Source organism: Streptosporangium sp. NPDC006930 (assembly GCF_040635605.1).
In the GTDB taxonomy this organism is placed as follows: domain Bacteria; phylum Actinomycetota; class Actinomycetes; order Streptosporangiales; family Streptosporangiaceae; genus Streptosporangium.
This window is the reverse complement of record NZ_JBEYID010000028.1, coordinates 99,764-114,474: the sequence shown is the minus strand read 5'-3', so window position 1 is coordinate 114,474 and position 14,711 is coordinate 99,764. Positions and strand designations below refer to the sequence as shown.

Genomic DNA, 14,711 nt, shown 5'->3' with positions numbered 1-14,711 from the left:
ATCGACCCCATGGCGGCCTCGACGGCCAGACCCCCTACGAACGCCTTAAGCAGAAGACTCAGACCCAGGCGTAAACGATCAACGTCAGTTGCACAACGGTCGACACCCTACTGGATGAGAACTTTCTCTACGGTTTTAAAGGCGATCCGCCTGCGGCGTCTCGCCGCGCGTCGGGCGGTCGCTGGCCGCGCTGCGGCTCTTCGGCCGGTCGCGACCAGCGCCACCCGCGCGCTATCAGCACCACCGCAGACAGCAGAACGACGAGGATGTATCACGGCTAGACATAGTCGTACCCGATGCGAGCACCCGAGCTACTCAGAGCAACGCACCCACATGAAAACTCTACCGAGTTGCACTTATGGGTGATCAAGGGCGGCGCTTCGCGACCCTACGCCCGCTTGGCGCCCGGTGTAGGCCCTGAGTGGAGTCACGTTTAGGCACTCTAGGCATCTGCTCCGATGCTGCACTCACGATCGCCCGAAAGCGGTTGATCTCAATGTGGGGCTGGGGGCGATCGACGGTCCAGGGCTTCGTTCCTCAGCCCCGGCCCACCGGTGATGCCAGGCTCAGCTAGGTGTCAAAATAACAGGTTGACTTAAGTGTGCTGCTCAGGCGTTCTCTAGGCGGTGCGCCCGTGCGTCGATGGTCTTATAGTGCCTATGTGGACAGTCGCTTGATTTCGGCAGCTGACGAGCTAGTTGAAGCGCTTGGATTCGAATGTATACAGAGAGATGACCTTCTTCGGCTGAGATTGCAATGCTCCCCCGTAGACCTGAGATTCGAAAAGGTGCAAGAGGACTCCGTCTTTGCAGCTTTTACGTGTAGAACCACCTCATGGGCATGGGAGGGTGAACGCACCGATCTCCATGACGCGCTGTCACTGTTGGTGGGCGCGTTCTTTTCTCGCCTAGGCGAAACTTCTAGCCTTCTCATAGACGTATACAATCCTGCTGTAATGATTCCGGGCGAGATATATGCGCGACACGTTATTCCGGTGCAGCCTGGCCCGCTCTATCACCTAGGGGCCGACGAGTCGGTTGACGAGACTATTCAATTGGTTGAACGCCTCTCCAAGTTGGAGTGGTTCCTTCATAATTTTATGACCATGCATCCTTCATTTGAGCAACAGAAGTTCGAGTTTGCGAAAGAGGACTCCGATCTCGAACAGTGGGCAAGGCGGGTTGCACATCTTCTTGGTAAGCGCCCACACAAGGATGATCTTTGCTATTCACGAAAAGGGCCGGATTGGGAGTATTGGCGAGGAGTGAAGTCGGAGATTTCGCTATTTCGAAGCCCTGAGCTGTATAGTGCGATTGAATCGCTCCATAAAGCCTCTGATGTCGAGCAACACGTCTTGGACGGTGTAAACGGACGGATCTGGCAGACGGGTAACCTGAGAAATTTTGTACCAGCAAAGGAGGAAAGGCGCGCCCGGAAGGCCCTACAGGCCCTGGCGGGTCAGGGAGAGCCTATATTTACACTACTCGAAAACCGCATTATCGCGGCTTTGGGTGAGTATGTTTTGGCGATTCCAGCAGAGGCGGGCAAGGCTGCTTTCGATTCCGAGAGAGAGGCAGTTCTTGCTAGGCATCAGCGCGAGTCTTCCCTCCTCTTTCCTCCTGACGAGTACTTGTGGGCGACCGCAATTGATGGCCATCGCTTCGAGGCGCTAATCTATGACCTTATTACGAGGGAGCCAGGCGTCGTTTCCGTGAGGCAAGTAGGAGGCACAAGGGAACGGGATGGTGGCCGAGATCTGCTGGTGGAGTGGATAACACCACCTCAGAATCCCAACCTAGCTATTCCGCAAGGCGTTCCTGTACAGCAGCAGCGGCTCGTAGTGGTGCAATGTAAAGCACTAGCTAGCTCGGTCGGCAAGAACAAGATACCCGATATTCGGGATACGCTGGAACATAACGATGCGCAGGGGTATTTGCTTGCCGCGTCCGGCACTATTGCAACGTCAGCAATTGACTATCTACTTCGCTTAAGACAGAAAGGTGATATATTTACTGACTGGTGGAGTAGGCCGGAAATTGAAGCGAAACTCCGTCGCAATCCCGATATCGCCGGACGATATCCCGACATTGCCCGTCCGCGCTGATTGAAATTCTCGACATATTTCAAGCTTCTCGAGGCGAGTGACCGTTACAGCGTGCCCACATGATCGTATTGGCCGACACCCATTGATCCGACTCAGCAGGCTCTGCCCGCGTTCACATTGAAGGGTACGGCGCTCAGACGGAACAGTAGCAAGAGCAAATCTTGCATCCTTACTTCGTAATTTCGCTACAGGCGAGCCGCTCCATAAAGTCAACCTCGCTGATTATCTCGATGCCATGACCTTTTGCGAGGAGCTCTTCAGCCTTCTTGCTCTTACTGCTTCGGTCATCACCCGGCCGAAGTCTGGCGGGATCTTGGGTACCGATTACCAAGACATCAGTCTTGCGGCTCACGCCAGCCGCAGGCTGGCCACCAACGTCAGCGAGCTGGTCATGCGCTTCCTTGCGGGTCATGCTGAGTAGCGTGCCGGTGAAACACACCGTCAGTCCGTAGAACGGCCCGTTGGGATCTGCGTTGGGATTCGCATCTGGTAAGGGAGCGCGAGTGTTGCTGTTTGCGCTGTGGCACCCCAACCAGGAGTTCGCTGTAAGCCGACCCATGCGGATTTTCCGGCTGGCAAGCAGATCGTGGAGCGTCATGGCCTCATGGAAACGTAGTGCGGCAATCATAATTTCAGCAGCGGCACGTGCGTCGGCACCGGCGTCGTGATGGTCCGAAATCGTGCTGCCTGCAGCTTCGGCTACGTAAGGCAGGCCATACGAGGCGAGTACCCAAGTCTGTCTTGCGATTACGAGGGAGCAGGCATAGCTGATGTCCGGCCAGCGGATGTTTGATGCGGTGCAGGCTTCCCGGAAAACTCCTAAGTCGAAAGCGGCATTGTGAGCAACCAGTGGCCGCCCGTCCGTAAATGCAAGAATTTGCTGGAAGGTTTCCTCCCAAGTGGGTGCGCCCTGAACGCTACTCTCAGTGATGCCGTGAAGCCTGACATTGAAGGGGGCGAACCAGGAGTTTTTCGTGGGTGGTTGAATCAAGGTAGTGAAGGTATCAACGATTCTTCCCGCCTCGACACTCACCATGCCGACCGCGCATGGACTTCCACGATGTGAATTTGCGGTCTCGAAGTCGATCGCAACCCACGAATCGTTCACCTTGCTCCTCAGAACGTCACAGGAGATGAGTTCTCTCCTTTAGTCAAATGCTTCCGATCGTGCCGCTACAGCATCTGATGCGCAGCGAGGCCGGTCGGAACCCACGAAGATTGACGCCTCATGGGAGGCTTCGGTTCACAAGCAGAGCCAAGCGAAGTGTGTGAGCTTCCGGCCGTACGCGTCGCTCCAGGTTGCGTCCGCGGAGACGATGTACGAGTTTCCCCAGATTTTGGCAGGCAGACCATTCGGATGGGTCACCTAGCTTGACGTTGGTGCCGCCCACACCGCAGTAGCTGTTGGGACAGAAGGGGAACCGTTGACGATCCTGCCACTCAGGTCATGCTTCGTTCCCGGCAGATGCGTCACGACCTGCGATGCCGCGACTTGAGGTATTCATTCACCCACTTCTTGCTGCTACGCCACATGCCGTCGTCTCCCTTGACCGCACGAAGTCGACCCCGTGCGGCAGCCACTCGGAGCGCGTTTTCGGTGACGTCACGCGTCGCGAGAGCGGGCAAGGGGACAAGTTTGACCGGACCAGCTACCGCGGGCATGACGAAGCGGTACAGATTTGTCGTCACGCTGCGTGCGATGAGTTCACCCAATGGGCCGAACTCGTCATTGTCGGCTCGACGCATCGCCTGAAGGTACTTGTCCCGGTCACGCTTGTAGATGATCGCTGGTGGATATCCAAGTCTGCAAAGTACCAAGTTGAGCATCAAACGGCCCGCCCGTCCGTTGCCGTCGAGGAACGGGTGTATCTGTTCGAACCGGTTGTGAACACGGGCCAAACGTTCAGGGAGTGCTTCGTCGGACTCGCCGCGAAGAGCGTCGACAGCCTTTACCCAGTCCCGCATCTGGGGGTCGACCTCCGGCCATGACGGCGGCTTCATGCCTCCCGGAAACTTGGCGATCTCGTGCTGCCGGAAGTTCCCCGGGCCTTCGGTGGGGGTGGCGTGCGGGTGGGGGTCCACAGCCCACACGAGCGACATGGCAGTGTGGTGTACCTGACGCACCTCCTGGAGCGTGATGAGATCTCCGTTCTGCCAGTCTCCCGGCTCCAACGCCTGCCCGTACACCCACTTCGCGGCATCGCCGTATCCCCTCACCTCCATGTAGTCCCTGAGCGGCTTCGCGCCTACCGCCCGCCCCTCCTCAAGGAGCTTCTCCACCTCTTGCAACACGAGCGTGTTGCCCTCGATCGCAGTGCTGTTGTGTGCCTCCTGGTGCCAGATGTCAGACCAGATGTCCTCCGCCTCAGCGGGCAACGGCAATCCGCCCAAGCGATCGCGGAGTTCTCGAACGGCTTCATCGAGGCGCTGATACACAGTCGCCCTGGACGGCCTACCCGGTCCTGACACCGACACTCCCATGATTTTGTTCGACTGAGCTGATCTAACCGTACCGAACAAAATCAACCTTGCTTGTTCGCTTCGGCCAAAAAAAGCGAACCGAACAACTTTCTCGATGACCTGGCATCACGACCAAGGAGGGCAAGACATCGGAGCCGCCGAGTGCCCTGGTTGACGTCGTCACTCCCAACACGGGCTCCTTGCCCGGAAAACGGACGAGGCCTTCGAGCGAGCCGACCACCACCCGAAGAACTCATTCAGGTTCCACCACCTGGGAGCGACCGGCTTCATCGACTCTCCGGATCGATGAAAGCACGACAGCGAGCTCGCACTCGGGAACCGGGCGCGAGCCATACCGGTGGAGCCGGCGCTACTCCCCGGTCGGGACCAGGCCCGTCTGGCAGGCGCCCCACTCGGACGGGTCACCCAGCTTGACGTTGGTGCCACCGAAGCCGCAGTAGCCGTTCCTGCCTCAGAGCCGTAGCCGGTAGCAGCGCTTTGCCGGTGTAGCGAGAAACCGCCGTCAGAAAGGCTGCATCTGATCGATCACCTTCGTCGAGATCTCCACTATCGCCTCGACCTTGGCCATGTCGGCTCTGACATCATCGGCGCTGAAACGGGGGGAGCCGAGGCGCGGATACTCTGCTTCGTTCCGTCGCCGCCGCATCCGGTCGAAAGGCCGCAGACTCTGCCCCAGTGGGGGATCAAGTTGCGCGCTGACCGCCTCGTACACGGCGATGTGTCCACCTCGGCTACTGGCCCGAAGTCCTTGGTTCTCCAGTACGGCGCACAGAGCCTTACGGGCCGCGTCGTAGAGCAGTTGGTAGGCGCCGATCGGATCCGATTCCATCGCAAGGCGAGCCGTCGCCATGTGTTTGCGGGCCTGAGCCAGCAGTTCCTCCGCCTGTGCGCGGCTCGCCGCCACTCTTTCGATCTCACCACGGCCGAGCATGCCCTCAAGAACAGCGCGTCCCTGCTCCCACCTCGCCGGCTTTCCCTCTTTTCAATCTTGAGCCGGACGAGCGGCCGGGATCTGACCGTTTCCAGGAAGGGGTCACCCACGGAGGACTCCCAGCCGCTGCGGCTCAGCCGGCGTATGTTCACCTCTCTGCCGAGTTGCCGCTCCGCTGCCCTGGCCACATCGTAAAGATCGTCCTCATCGGCGGCTCCGATGACCAGGACGTCCACATCCTTCGGCACCCTTCCAGGCTCGCCCGAATATCGTGCGGCCCAGGAACCGTAGATGTATGCCTCCTCAACGGCGGCGACTTCGGAAAGCCGCTCACCGAGCACCGCTACCGGGCCATACGTCAGAGCGAGCAGCTCGGTTAGCGGGCGAGCCACGACCACGTCGGTGTCCGCCTGGATCATCCGCAGGTTGCCGACCCTACGCTCGATGAGCAGACCTGCGGCAGCGAGACGATCGACTTCGCGAGTCACCGTCGAGGCCGAGACGTCGAACCTCTTCGCCAGCTCGATCAGGGCGTACTCCTCACCCGGGTGCAGAAAGAGCCAGGCCAGAAGTTCCCCCTGAAACGGAGAGCGCAGCAGCGGAAGCAAGACGGATGGCGGCTGTTTCATAAACTGAAACATAGCTTGCAGCTTACGCAAGTCCCAGCGTTCACGTGCCGGAATCGACGTCCGTGTGCTTCACGAACGGTCTCAGGGGAGATCGGATGTGGTCGCGAACCCCATCTGGCAGGATCCGTGGACAGGTCACCTAGCTTGACGTTGGGGCCACCGGCGCCGCAATAGCCGTTCGGCACCTGACCAGGTCTTGCCGGGGGTAGCGGTTCGCTTCAGGCAGCAAACCATTCTCACTGTCACCTCAGCCTCGACGACCCGCTAACCGGCTCGGAGGGCGGCGACCGACTCGACCAGGCCTGCTTTCTCCAAAGCGTCGAGCACATCGTCCACGGCCTCCGGCGGGTTCACCCGCGAGTCCGCGATCTGCTGAATACAGGCCCAGATCACTCGTCCATCGAACTCGATCTGGTCCAGCACGAAGTCATCGGGAGACTTGGCCTCGATCTCCCAGGGCGCCAAGTGTTCCGAAGGAAAGTCCCTGAGATTTGACGTGACGATGACCTGTGCTCCTACTTTGATCGCCGCAGCAAGCACATGCCGGTCATCCGGGTCGGGTAGCTTCAGCCCTTCGACAAGGGGTTCGTACCCCTCGACCAGGCAGTCTCGGACTGCGGAGTTCATGAGCAGGCGAAGCTTGCCCAGCTTCTCCTCCGGAATGTCTGGACGATTGGCGGCAAGGTTGCGCTGCATTTCGTCGAGAATCCTGCTGGTCCACTGGCCTGGAGCCGTCCTGTCATGGCCAGGCGGATGAGCAGGTCGCGAAGCGTGTTGCCATAGAGCACATTCGCGTCATAGACCACCACAAAGCTCATGCTCAGATGCCTAGCTCCTGGCCTAGCGCGGCAAGTTGATCGGCAGCCGTACGACGCCTGGCGTCATCGCGGCGCTTGTACTCCTGAAGGTCTTCGCATGTGACGCGCCTGTGCTTACCAACCAGGCGGAAGGGGATCTCCCCCTCCTCCAGTAGCTTGATCAGGTAGGGACGTGAGACATTCAGCATGTCCGCCGCCTGCTGTGTCGTCAGCTCGGCGTGAGAGGGGATGACTGTCACTCCCCGCCCTTCGGCCGCCTGGGCGAGAATGAAGGCGAGCAGACTCACGGCTTCCCGAGGCAAGATCAGCGGGTCCTCCGCACCATGTTCGCCGACGACACGGATGACTGGCTGCTCGTGAGATCGCATGAGGTAGTCCTTGATGCGGCGCACGGCACGGCCGGCCATCTCAGCATCGATGCTTCCGGGTTGCACTCGCTTGGCCTGCACATCTGTCATCGCCGTACCTCCTTCTCGCAGTATCCGCAACAAACGAAATAAACGCAAGCGACACCGACAGCATACGGCTCGCGCTCAGAGTTGAGCGCGAGCCGTACAGCGAGAGCTGTGGAGCTACTCCTCGGTCGGGACCAGGCCCGTCTGGCAGGCGGCCCACTCGGACGGGTCACCTAGCTTGACGTTGGTGCCTGCCAACGCGATGTAGCCGATGGCATGAAGCGGTCAGCCGGGTACCAGGGTGAAGGTGACGACATGCGCGGGCCGCACTACGGAGAAGTCCCTGGTGTCCAGGGTGAACACCTCGGTGATGCGAAGACGCTCGGCGACGGCGACCACCGAGGCGTCCGCCGATCCGAGAGGAAGGTCTGAATAGCGCTCCACCAAGTCGGCGATGCGGTTGAGATCATCGTCTGTGAGATCGACCAGGTCGAAGATTCCGGATCTCAGCGAGCGCAGGGATCCGGCCTCCACCTTGGCTCCGCCGATCTTGCCGAGCATGTAGGAGACCTCACCTGCCACGAAGGCCGGAACGAGGAGTTCGCGTCGTTCTCTGCGGAATCGGTTGAACACCTCTACACAGACATCGTGCCTGCGGTCATTTCGGATGGCAGCCGCAACGATGGGGCCGGTGTCAACAACGATCACACTTCGTGACCATACCCCTGGCGCAGGAGATCCTCAGCGTGTTCGGCGATGTCGTCCCGCTCGGTGGTCACCGATCCGAACCAGGAAGGAGGCCACTCCTGACCCGACTCACCCTCACCGGAGTGGACGAGACGCAGGGTGTGCGCGCGCACCTCATGGAGCTGGTCCGGTGTCAGTCGATCGACCAGCCGATGCATGTCCTCGTACTCTTCAGGAGCAGCGGTCATAGCCGGAGTCTACGCCAACCCAGCTGGAAAGCACCGATCTACCAGCACACTTGCCCCGAAGCGATGCGTTCAGGTCCCGTCGCCTGAAGCGGTCGGCTTCGTCGACTCTCCGGATCGACGAAAGGATGCCGGCGAGCTCGCGCCCAGGAACCGGGCGCGAGCCGTACAAACAGAACCCGGAGAGTTACTTTTCGGTAGGAGCCAGACCCGTCTGGCAAGCGCCCCACTCGGATGGGTCACCCAGCTTGACGTTGGTGCCGCCCGATGTTCATTGCCACGTGACCCATAGGCCTCAGACTCCGACAACCTTGACGGTTTTCCCGCAGAGCCGGTCCATGTCGTCCTTGTCAGAGGTGAGAACGATCACTGGTCTGACCGCACGCAGGGCGGTGGCAGCGACCACGGCATCGATGGCGTACTTGTGACCATGTAGCCGGGCATCGCGCAGAAGCTCGATCGCCCGCCCACAGATGTCCTCGGTCACCGGCTCGACCTTCAGCCGGGACAGATGCCATTTGAGGCGATCACTTTTCACGCGGACGTCCTGAGCCTCGATCGGCGTCATCGCGCTGACCACGACTCGGAAGTCGTTGTCCTGGGCTCCCCGGACGATCGCGGTCACCCTCTGATCGGCCTCGCACCACCTGACCAGGCCTTCGCAGTCGAGAACCACGGTGCCCGCGCTCAGCTTGCTTCGTGCGTGCGCCATCCGCCCTCTTCCTGAAGCTCGGGTGCGGACTTCACGCTGCGAAACAGCTCCGCCGCCTCATCACGCAATCTCTGCGGAATCGGCCCGGAGACGGCCTCGTTCGCCTGAAGCGCCTCCTCCAGGAGGTCCCGCTCGATCTGACGTTCAACCGCGGCATCGACGTAGGCGGAGAACCCGCGCGCTCCGACGCGTTCCCTGACCGCCCGAATGTTCCCCGCACGCAAGGAGACACTGACCTTGGCCGCCGGACCATCCCCCGGGGCGAACTCCCGCTCAGGCACACTCATGCGACCAGTTTACTACTCGAAGTAGCAAATAACTGGGAAGTTCACCCATCGATGGATCGAGCAGTCGAACCCTACTTCTCGGTGGGAGCCAGACCCGCCTGGCAGGCGGCCCACTCGGATGGGTCACCTAGCTTGACACTGGTGCCAGCGTTCCCGCAGTGACCAGTCCGCCGAGGTACAGCCTGTGGCGGCACTTCCTCCGAGGGGGCAGCCAAACCATCGTCAGAAAGGCTGCATCTGATCAATCACTTTCGCCGAGATCTCCATGATCGCCTCGACCTTGGCCATGTCGGCCCGAACATCGTCGGCGTCGAATTGAGGTGACCCCAGACGCGGATATTCTGCCTCATTCCGCCGTCGACGCATCCGGTCAAAGGGGCGAAGGCTCCGGCCCAGCGGTGGGTCGAGCTGCGCACTGACCGCCTCGTATACCGCGATATGCCCGCCCCGGCTGCTGGCTCGAAGCCCTTGATTCTCCAGCACCGCGCACAACGCCTTACGGGCCGCGTCGTAGAGCAACTGGTATGCGCCAATCGGATCCGACTCCATCGCGAGACGAGCAGTCGCCAGGTGTTTCCCGGCCTGAGCGAGCAACTCCTCGGCCTGTGGACGACTCGCCATGACTTTTTCGATCTCGCCGCGGCCCAGCATGCCCTCCAGAGTGGCGCGCCCTTGTTCCCATCTCACCGAACATCCCTCTTTTCAATCTTGAGTCGTACGAGTGGCCGGGACCTGACCGTTTCCAGGAAGGGATCGCCGCCTGAGGACTCCCAGACATCGCGGCTCAGCCGGCGCATGTTCACCTCCCTGCCGAGTCGCCGTTCCGCGGCCCTGGCGGCGTCATAGAGATCGTCTTCATCAACAGCACCGACAACCAGGACATCCACATCGTTCGGCACCCGCCCCGGCTCTCCCGAGTAGCGTGCGGCCCAGGAGCCGTAGATGTACGCCTCCTCGACGGCGGCGACCTCGGACAGGTGTTCACCGAGCACGGCCACCGGCCCGTACGTCAGAGCGAGCAACTCGGTCAGCGGTCGAGCCACGACCGTGTCGGTGTCCGCGCGGATCATCCGCAGATTGCCGAATCTCCGCTCGGCAACCAGGCCCGCCGCGGCGAGACGGTCAACTTCGCGCGTCACGGTCGAGGCCGAGACGCTGAATCTCCTGGCTAGCTCAACCTGCGCGTACTCCTCGTCGGGATGGAGAAAGAGCCAGGCCAGGAGTTCCCCCTGAAAGGGAGAACGCAGCAAGGGAAGCAGGACAGGCGGCGGCTGTTTCATGAACTGAAACATAGCTTGCAGCTTACGCAAGTCCTAGTGGCCACGTGCCGGAATCGATATTCATGTACCCCAAGGACGGTCTCCGCGAAGGGCGAGCGGGGACCAGGCCCGTCTGGCAGGCGGCCCACTCGGACGGGTCACCTGGCTTGACGTTGGTACCGCTCGGCGTGCAATGACCGTTAAGTTCGGAGTTTGTCAGCTTGGGCGCTTACGCCGACGAGGCGGCTTGGCGAGATCACGGCAACGAGTCACCAGATCATCTATTTCCGGCAGGTTCGGGTCCGCGCCGCCGTCGTCGTCACAACAGGCGGGCTTGGTACGCTCACCCACCGGCGGCGCGTCCAGCCCGCATACCTCCCACAGCGAGGTATAGACATCGTGCGTCCGGTTGCGCTCATCATGAGGTCCCAGCATCAGAACCCATGCGTGACCCGGCTCTTTGAAGGCGACCACGACGCGCATAGCGCCTCTCAGATGCTTGACGCACAGCCGACCCACTGGGAGTTCCCCGTGAGCCGATATCCAAGGGCCGCGCAACCGCGCACTTCCAAATCACTGACAAAAGCGACAAATGTCCTGAGATCTGCTCCGCGCAAGGTCTCAGCGTGCTTCTCCGCGAGAACCGAGAGATAGACCTCAGTCTTCACCGGCGGTCAACTCCGAATTCTTGGAACTCCACTCTGCCCTGATCTCCCGCCACGGACGGCCCTCGCCCTGTTCCCTCTGCCGAAGACCGTCGGTCAGCTGATCGTTCTCCAGAAGCTCCCGGTCCTGCAGGCGCTGCCAGACCGCCTCGACCAGATTCCGGGTGCGGCCGGCCTGGCGTAGATCCTGGACGAGCGTTGCCACGGTGTACAGACGCTCGGCTTCAAGCGTCAGGCGGGGCCTTCCCCTGACCGGGACGAGTAGCCCTTCCTTGGCCCACGCGCGAACCGTCTTCTCGTCAACACCGAGAATCTTCGACGCGATCGTCGCCCGCACCGGCTCGGCGTGAGCGAGCAGATCCTGGACGACCTCCCGGACCGTGTCACGGGTGCCGGTCTCACGAGTACTGGCGGCCACCTCGTCCAGCCGTTGTGCCTGCTCGAACAAGAGCAGCGCAGCCCGCTCCTCGATCTCTTTTCTGCGAGGAGCCTGCGCTGTGGCACCCGTCTCACAATCACTCTGCGGCGGGAGCGTCCGATGCTTTCGCTTCTTAGCCGTTCCGGCTGAAGACTTCCGAGGCCTGACATCGGTCATGAGGACGGTTCTCCTTCCCTCTTCAGGGTACTCCCTGTTTCAGGCCCAAAACCGGGAGTCAGGCTTTGATCTTTCGGCAAGACGGGTCACCTGGCTTGACGTTGGTGCCGCCGATCTCGCAGTAACCCGGCGCCGAATGGCTTTCGCCATGCATGGTTCCAACCCGTGAACGGCGATTACGGGCTAACGTGACCCCGAGCGAAACTCCGTCCAGAGATCGACGGCTTCCTCCAGGTCGAGTGCCGCCCGCCACCTCCTCGCGGGCCATGCCGACTGTGCAGATCAACCGATTGGCGAGCCAGTCAGGAACCGGCTCCCGTGCAGGCACCTCGTCGATGTGAATGTGATCGGTCAGAGTTCCGAGGCGGTCGATGACCTCACCGAGGCGGACGACATCGGGACGCGAACCGCCGGCCGCCCGGACTCGTGCCTTGGCCTCGGCGTAGACCTCCGCGTCAGCCCTCTCGCCGACCGCCCAGATCTCACAGATCTCGACCGCCTTGTCATCGGTGATCCGATAGACGATCCGCCAGGTGTTCCGGCCGACGACAAGCTTGCGAAATCCGGTGAGCTCCCCACCCAGTGGGTAACCGGCCTCGGGGTTCTCCAGCAGCAGAAGGATCTTTTTCAGGACCTTGGGACAGGTCTGAGAAGGTGACGGCGTCGGCGTTACTGCTCACCCTGCCATCGCAAGTCAGAACACATTCTGAAGTCGGTGAACCGGAGAAGGAGCATTACACGATCGTCTCGTCGCGGATGGACGGTCAGGAAGCCTGACGCGCCGGATGGGCGGGCAGCTCGAACCAAACGGCCTTTCCGTACTTTCTCGTGCGCGTGCGGCCGGTGCCCCAGGACCTGGACAGCGCGTCGACGAGGAACAGCCCACGGCCGTTCTCTCCCTCGTCGGATTCCTCGCACACCTGAGGGAGGGATGGATCTTCGTCCTCGACCTCGCAGCGCAGCGTGCCCTCCTGGCAGGAGAGGATGACGACCGGTGCTCCCCGCCCGTGGAGCACCGCGTTGGTGATCAGCTCGCTGACGAGCAGTTCCGCGACGTCGCCTTCCCCCGCGCATCCCCAGTCGTCGAGCTGGGTTCGGACGAGCCGCCGCGCCAGGGGCGTCGAGGAGATGGCGGGCGACAGCGTCCAGGAGGCTCGTCGGACGCGCGCCGCGCGGGCGGCTCGGATCACCGGCTCGCCGAGTCCGCGCAGGAGGCGCCGCCATCCCGGGGGACAGGCGTTTCCCGGTCGGGCCGGAGAGACCGGCCGGCCGGGTGCCGTCTGCTTGGTCGCGGAGCCCTGGCGCATGAGCTCAGGCCGCCTGGGCATAGGAACCCCGGTGAGCGGGGATGCTGCGTCCATCGGGCAGAAGCTCGCCGTTGTCCTCGAACAGCACCACACCGTTGCAGAGGAGTCCCCACCCCTGCTCGGGGTGGAAGGCCACCAGGCGGGCCGCGTCGCGGTCAGGAGCGTTCGCGGGTGGGCACTGAGGCTGGTGCTGACACATGGCCGTTACCTCGATCCTTGACTCTCGCGGGAGAGTCTTCGGGAGCCACCGCTTCCGGATTGACGTTCATCGTCGGTTTTTCCGGTCCGGTGAGCTGCTTTCACCCCCTACGATGCCGCGCCCGCCGCCCGTTGTCTGCGCTGGCAGCACCCGTTCCCGCCCCATGCCAACGACCCCCCCGGCATACCTGCTAACCGCAATGCCCAAGCAAAGCCCCGCCCCCACCTGCCGTATTCGGCTACGAGGGGTCCTGGGTGGGGAGGATCGCGGTGCAGATCTCTCGTAGTTGGCGGAGCTGGTCGGCGGTCAGGCGGTCGAAGAGGGTCTGGCGTACGACCTCGACGTGCCCCGGGGCGGCGGCGGTGAGGGCGGCGAGGCCCTCGTCAGTGAGGATCGCCCAGCTCACGCGCTTGTCGGCGTCGCACGGCTCGCGCCGCACCCAGCCGCGTTCCTCCAGCCGTTTCACCGCGTGGGACAGGCGGCTCTGGGAGGAGTTGACCTCCGCCGCCAGCTCGCTCATCCGCATCATTCGCTCGGGTGCCTCGGAGAGCTTCACCAGCACGGCGTAGTAGGCGTGTGGCATGCCCGAGTCTCGCTGCAGCTGCCGGTCCAGCTCCTCCAGGACGAGCTGCGAGGCGGCCATATAGGCGCGCCAGGTGCGCTGCTCGTCGTCGTCCAGCCATCGCGTCACGGGGCCATCTTACTTGAACTCTCAATGAAACGGGGGTAATGTACTTGAGAGTTCAAGTTTTTGGGAGGAACCATGCCGGTCCAGCGACTCAACCACGCCGTTCTCTTCGTCCGCGATGTGGAGCGCAGCGTCGCCTTCTACCAGGAGGCGCTCGGCTTCAGGACGGTCATGGGCATGCCGGGCGCCGCGTTCCTTCAGGCCTCGGGATCCAGCAACGACCACGACCTCGGTCTCTTCGAGGTCGGCGCGCAGGCGGGTCCCTCGGGGGCCGGGCGCTCTGCCGTCGGCCTCTATCACCTCGCCTGGGAGGTCGACACCCTCGCCGAACTGGAGCGGATCGCCCTCAAACTCGGCGAGCTCGACGCCCTCGTCGGCGCCTCCGACCACTCCACCACCAAGGCCCTGTACGCCAAGGACCCCGACGGGCTGGAGTTCGAGGTCTCCTGGCTCGTCCCCGCCGACCTTCTCACCGAGGAGACGCTGAAGGGGCGTTCCCGCATCAAGCCTCTCGACATCGCGAGGGAGAAGGAGCGGTACGGCGCCGAGACCCGCGGCGGCCTCGGGGTCTCGATCCCCGTCTGATCATTCCCCGCGGCGCGGGGAGAGGGGGTGATCCGGTGAAGGCCTCCCCAGCCCTTCACCGGATCACGGACTTCGCATCCACCGACGTGCCCGCAAAGTCGGGTGATACTCCCCTTTTTCGTGT

Annotated in this window: 19 protein-coding genes; 2 read left to right on the top strand and 17 right to left on the bottom strand. The window is 62.1% G+C overall.

Translation table 11 applies throughout. The features are described 5' to 3' along the window. Positions 1 to 955: 955 nt before the first annotated feature. Positions 956 to 2,104: a restriction endonuclease gene (locus ABZ664_RS34875; RefSeq protein ID WP_362519988.1), complete on the top strand. Its 1,149-nt coding sequence runs from the start codon at positions 956 to 958 to the stop codon at positions 2,102 to 2,104. 169 nt (positions 2,105 to 2,273) lie between these two features. Here ABZ664_RS34875 and ABZ664_RS34870 read toward each other — a convergent pair whose 3' ends face one another. From ABZ664_RS34870 to ABZ664_RS34790, 17 genes are all read right to left on the bottom strand, one after another. Then, complete coding sequence (locus ABZ664_RS34870; RefSeq protein ID WP_362519985.1) at positions 2,274 to 3,212, bottom strand: exonuclease domain-containing protein; 939 nt, start codon at positions 3,210 to 3,212, stop codon at positions 2,274 to 2,276. A 362-nt stretch (positions 3,213 to 3,574) separates the two neighbouring features. Continuing rightward, complete coding sequence (locus tag ABZ664_RS34865) at positions 3,575 to 4,540, bottom strand: Fic family protein (protein ID WP_362519982.1); 966 nt, start codon at positions 4,538 to 4,540, stop codon at positions 3,575 to 3,577. 547 nt (positions 4,541 to 5,087) lie between these two features. Beyond that, positions 5,088 to 5,516: a HEPN domain-containing protein gene (locus ABZ664_RS34860; protein WP_362519978.1), complete on the bottom strand. Its 429-nt coding sequence runs from the start codon at positions 5,514 to 5,516 to the stop codon at positions 5,088 to 5,090. 893 nt (positions 5,517 to 6,409) lie between these two features. Then, positions 6,410 to 6,841 carry a PIN domain-containing protein gene (locus ABZ664_RS34855; protein ID WP_362519975.1) on the bottom strand — a complete coding sequence of 144 codons (432 nt, stop codon included), beginning with the start codon at positions 6,839 to 6,841 and terminating at the stop codon, positions 6,410 to 6,412. A 124-nt stretch (positions 6,842 to 6,965) separates the two neighbouring features. Next, positions 6,966 to 7,421: an excisionase family DNA-binding protein gene (locus ABZ664_RS34850; protein ID WP_362519972.1), complete on the bottom strand. Its 456-nt coding sequence runs from the start codon at positions 7,419 to 7,421 to the stop codon at positions 6,966 to 6,968. 222 nt (positions 7,422 to 7,643) lie between these two features. Next, entirely contained in the window at positions 7,644 to 8,066 is a 423-nt protein-coding gene (locus tag ABZ664_RS34845) for a PIN domain-containing protein (protein ID WP_362519969.1), read from the bottom strand. Further along, positions 8,063 to 8,293, bottom strand: coding sequence for a hypothetical protein (locus ABZ664_RS34840; protein ID WP_362519965.1), 231 nt, complete (start codon positions 8,291 to 8,293; stop codon positions 8,063 to 8,065). The genes ABZ664_RS34845 and ABZ664_RS34840 overlap by 4 nt, the downstream gene beginning before the upstream one ends. Positions 8,294 to 8,585: 292 nt before the next feature. Further along, a complete protein-coding gene (locus ABZ664_RS34835) occupies positions 8,586 to 8,915 on the bottom strand; it encodes a PIN domain-containing protein (RefSeq protein WP_362519962.1) in 330 nt (109 codons plus the stop codon). Between the two features lie 62 nt (positions 8,916 to 8,977). After that, a complete protein-coding gene (locus ABZ664_RS34830) occupies positions 8,978 to 9,289 on the bottom strand; it encodes a hypothetical protein (RefSeq protein ID WP_362519959.1) in 312 nt (103 codons plus the stop codon). Positions 9,290 to 9,511: 222 nt separating this feature from the next. Beyond that, positions 9,512 to 9,976 carry a HEPN domain-containing protein gene (locus tag ABZ664_RS34825; RefSeq protein WP_362519956.1) on the bottom strand — a complete coding sequence of 155 codons (465 nt, stop codon included), beginning with the start codon at positions 9,974 to 9,976 and terminating at the stop codon, positions 9,512 to 9,514. After that, positions 9,973 to 10,599 (bottom strand): winged helix-turn-helix domain-containing protein, encoded by a 627-nt coding sequence (locus ABZ664_RS34820; protein WP_362519953.1) that lies wholly within the window; start codon positions 10,597 to 10,599, stop codon positions 9,973 to 9,975. Before ABZ664_RS34820 ends, ABZ664_RS34825 begins: the two co-directional genes overlap by 4 nt. Before the next feature lie 165 nt (positions 10,600 to 10,764). After that, positions 10,765 to 11,031, bottom strand: coding sequence for a hypothetical protein (locus ABZ664_RS34815; protein ID WP_362519950.1), 267 nt, complete (start codon positions 11,029 to 11,031; stop codon positions 10,765 to 10,767). A 174-nt stretch (positions 11,032 to 11,205) separates the two neighbouring features. Next, positions 11,206 to 11,808, bottom strand: coding sequence for a MerR family transcriptional regulator (locus ABZ664_RS34810; RefSeq protein WP_362519947.1), 603 nt, complete (start codon positions 11,806 to 11,808; stop codon positions 11,206 to 11,208). Between the two features lie 58 nt (positions 11,809 to 11,866). Beyond that, positions 11,867 to 12,391 carry a hypothetical protein gene (locus ABZ664_RS34805; protein WP_362520005.1) on the bottom strand — a complete coding sequence of 175 codons (525 nt, stop codon included), beginning with the start codon at positions 12,389 to 12,391 and terminating at the stop codon, positions 11,867 to 11,869. Between the two features lie 181 nt (positions 12,392 to 12,572). Beyond that, positions 12,573 to 13,136: an ATP-binding protein gene (locus ABZ664_RS34800; RefSeq protein ID WP_362519944.1), complete on the bottom strand. Its 564-nt coding sequence runs from the start codon at positions 13,134 to 13,136 to the stop codon at positions 12,573 to 12,575. Then, entirely contained in the window at positions 13,120 to 13,314 is a 195-nt protein-coding gene (locus ABZ664_RS34795; RefSeq protein ID WP_362519941.1) for a DUF5999 family protein, read from the bottom strand. The genes ABZ664_RS34800 and ABZ664_RS34795 overlap by 17 nt, the downstream gene beginning before the upstream one ends. A 238-nt stretch (positions 13,315 to 13,552) precedes the next feature. Beyond that, a complete protein-coding gene (locus ABZ664_RS34790) occupies positions 13,553 to 14,005 on the bottom strand; it encodes a MarR family transcriptional regulator (RefSeq protein ID WP_362519938.1) in 453 nt (150 codons plus the stop codon). Positions 14,006 to 14,077: 72 nt separating this feature from the next. Between ABZ664_RS34790 and ABZ664_RS34785 the strand changes: the two genes are divergently transcribed. After that, a complete protein-coding gene (locus tag ABZ664_RS34785; protein WP_362519935.1) occupies positions 14,078 to 14,587 on the top strand; it encodes a VOC family protein in 510 nt (169 codons plus the stop codon). Positions 14,588 to 14,711 lie beyond the last annotated feature (124 nt).

Coding starts and splice junctions, on each gene's coding strand:
- ABZ664_RS34800 (WP_362519944.1), bottom strand. CDS start 13,136: ATGCCCAGGCGGCCTGAGCTCATGCGCCAGGGCTCCGCGACCAAGCAG.
- ABZ664_RS34830 (WP_362519959.1), bottom strand. CDS start 9,289: ATGAGTGTGCCTGAGCGGGAGTTCGCCCCGGGGGATGGTCCGGCGGCC.
- ABZ664_RS34840 (WP_362519965.1), bottom strand. CDS start 8,293: ATGACCGCTGCTCCTGAAGAGTACGAGGACATGCATCGGCTGGTCGAT.
- ABZ664_RS34855 (WP_362519975.1), bottom strand. CDS start 6,841: ATGCAGCGCAACCTTGCCGCCAATCGTCCAGACATTCCGGAGGAGAAG.
- ABZ664_RS34860 (WP_362519978.1), bottom strand. CDS start 5,516: ATGCTCGGCCGTGGTGAGATCGAAAGAGTGGCGGCGAGCCGCGCACAG.
- ABZ664_RS34810 (WP_362519947.1), bottom strand. CDS start 11,808: ATGACCGATGTCAGGCCTCGGAAGTCTTCAGCCGGAACGGCTAAGAAG.
- ABZ664_RS34850 (WP_362519972.1), bottom strand. CDS start 7,421: ATGACAGATGTGCAGGCCAAGCGAGTGCAACCCGGAAGCATCGATGCT.
- ABZ664_RS34875 (WP_362519988.1), top strand. CDS start 956: ATGATTCCGGGCGAGATATATGCGCGACACGTTATTCCGGTGCAGCCT.
- ABZ664_RS34785 (WP_362519935.1), top strand. CDS start 14,078: ATGCCGGTCCAGCGACTCAACCACGCCGTTCTCTTCGTCCGCGATGTG.
- ABZ664_RS34795 (WP_362519941.1), bottom strand. CDS start 13,314: ATGTGTCAGCACCAGCCTCAGTGCCCACCCGCGAACGCTCCTGACCGC.
- ABZ664_RS34815 (WP_362519950.1), bottom strand. CDS start 11,031: ATGCGCGTCGTGGTCGCCTTCAAAGAGCCGGGTCACGCATGGGTTCTG.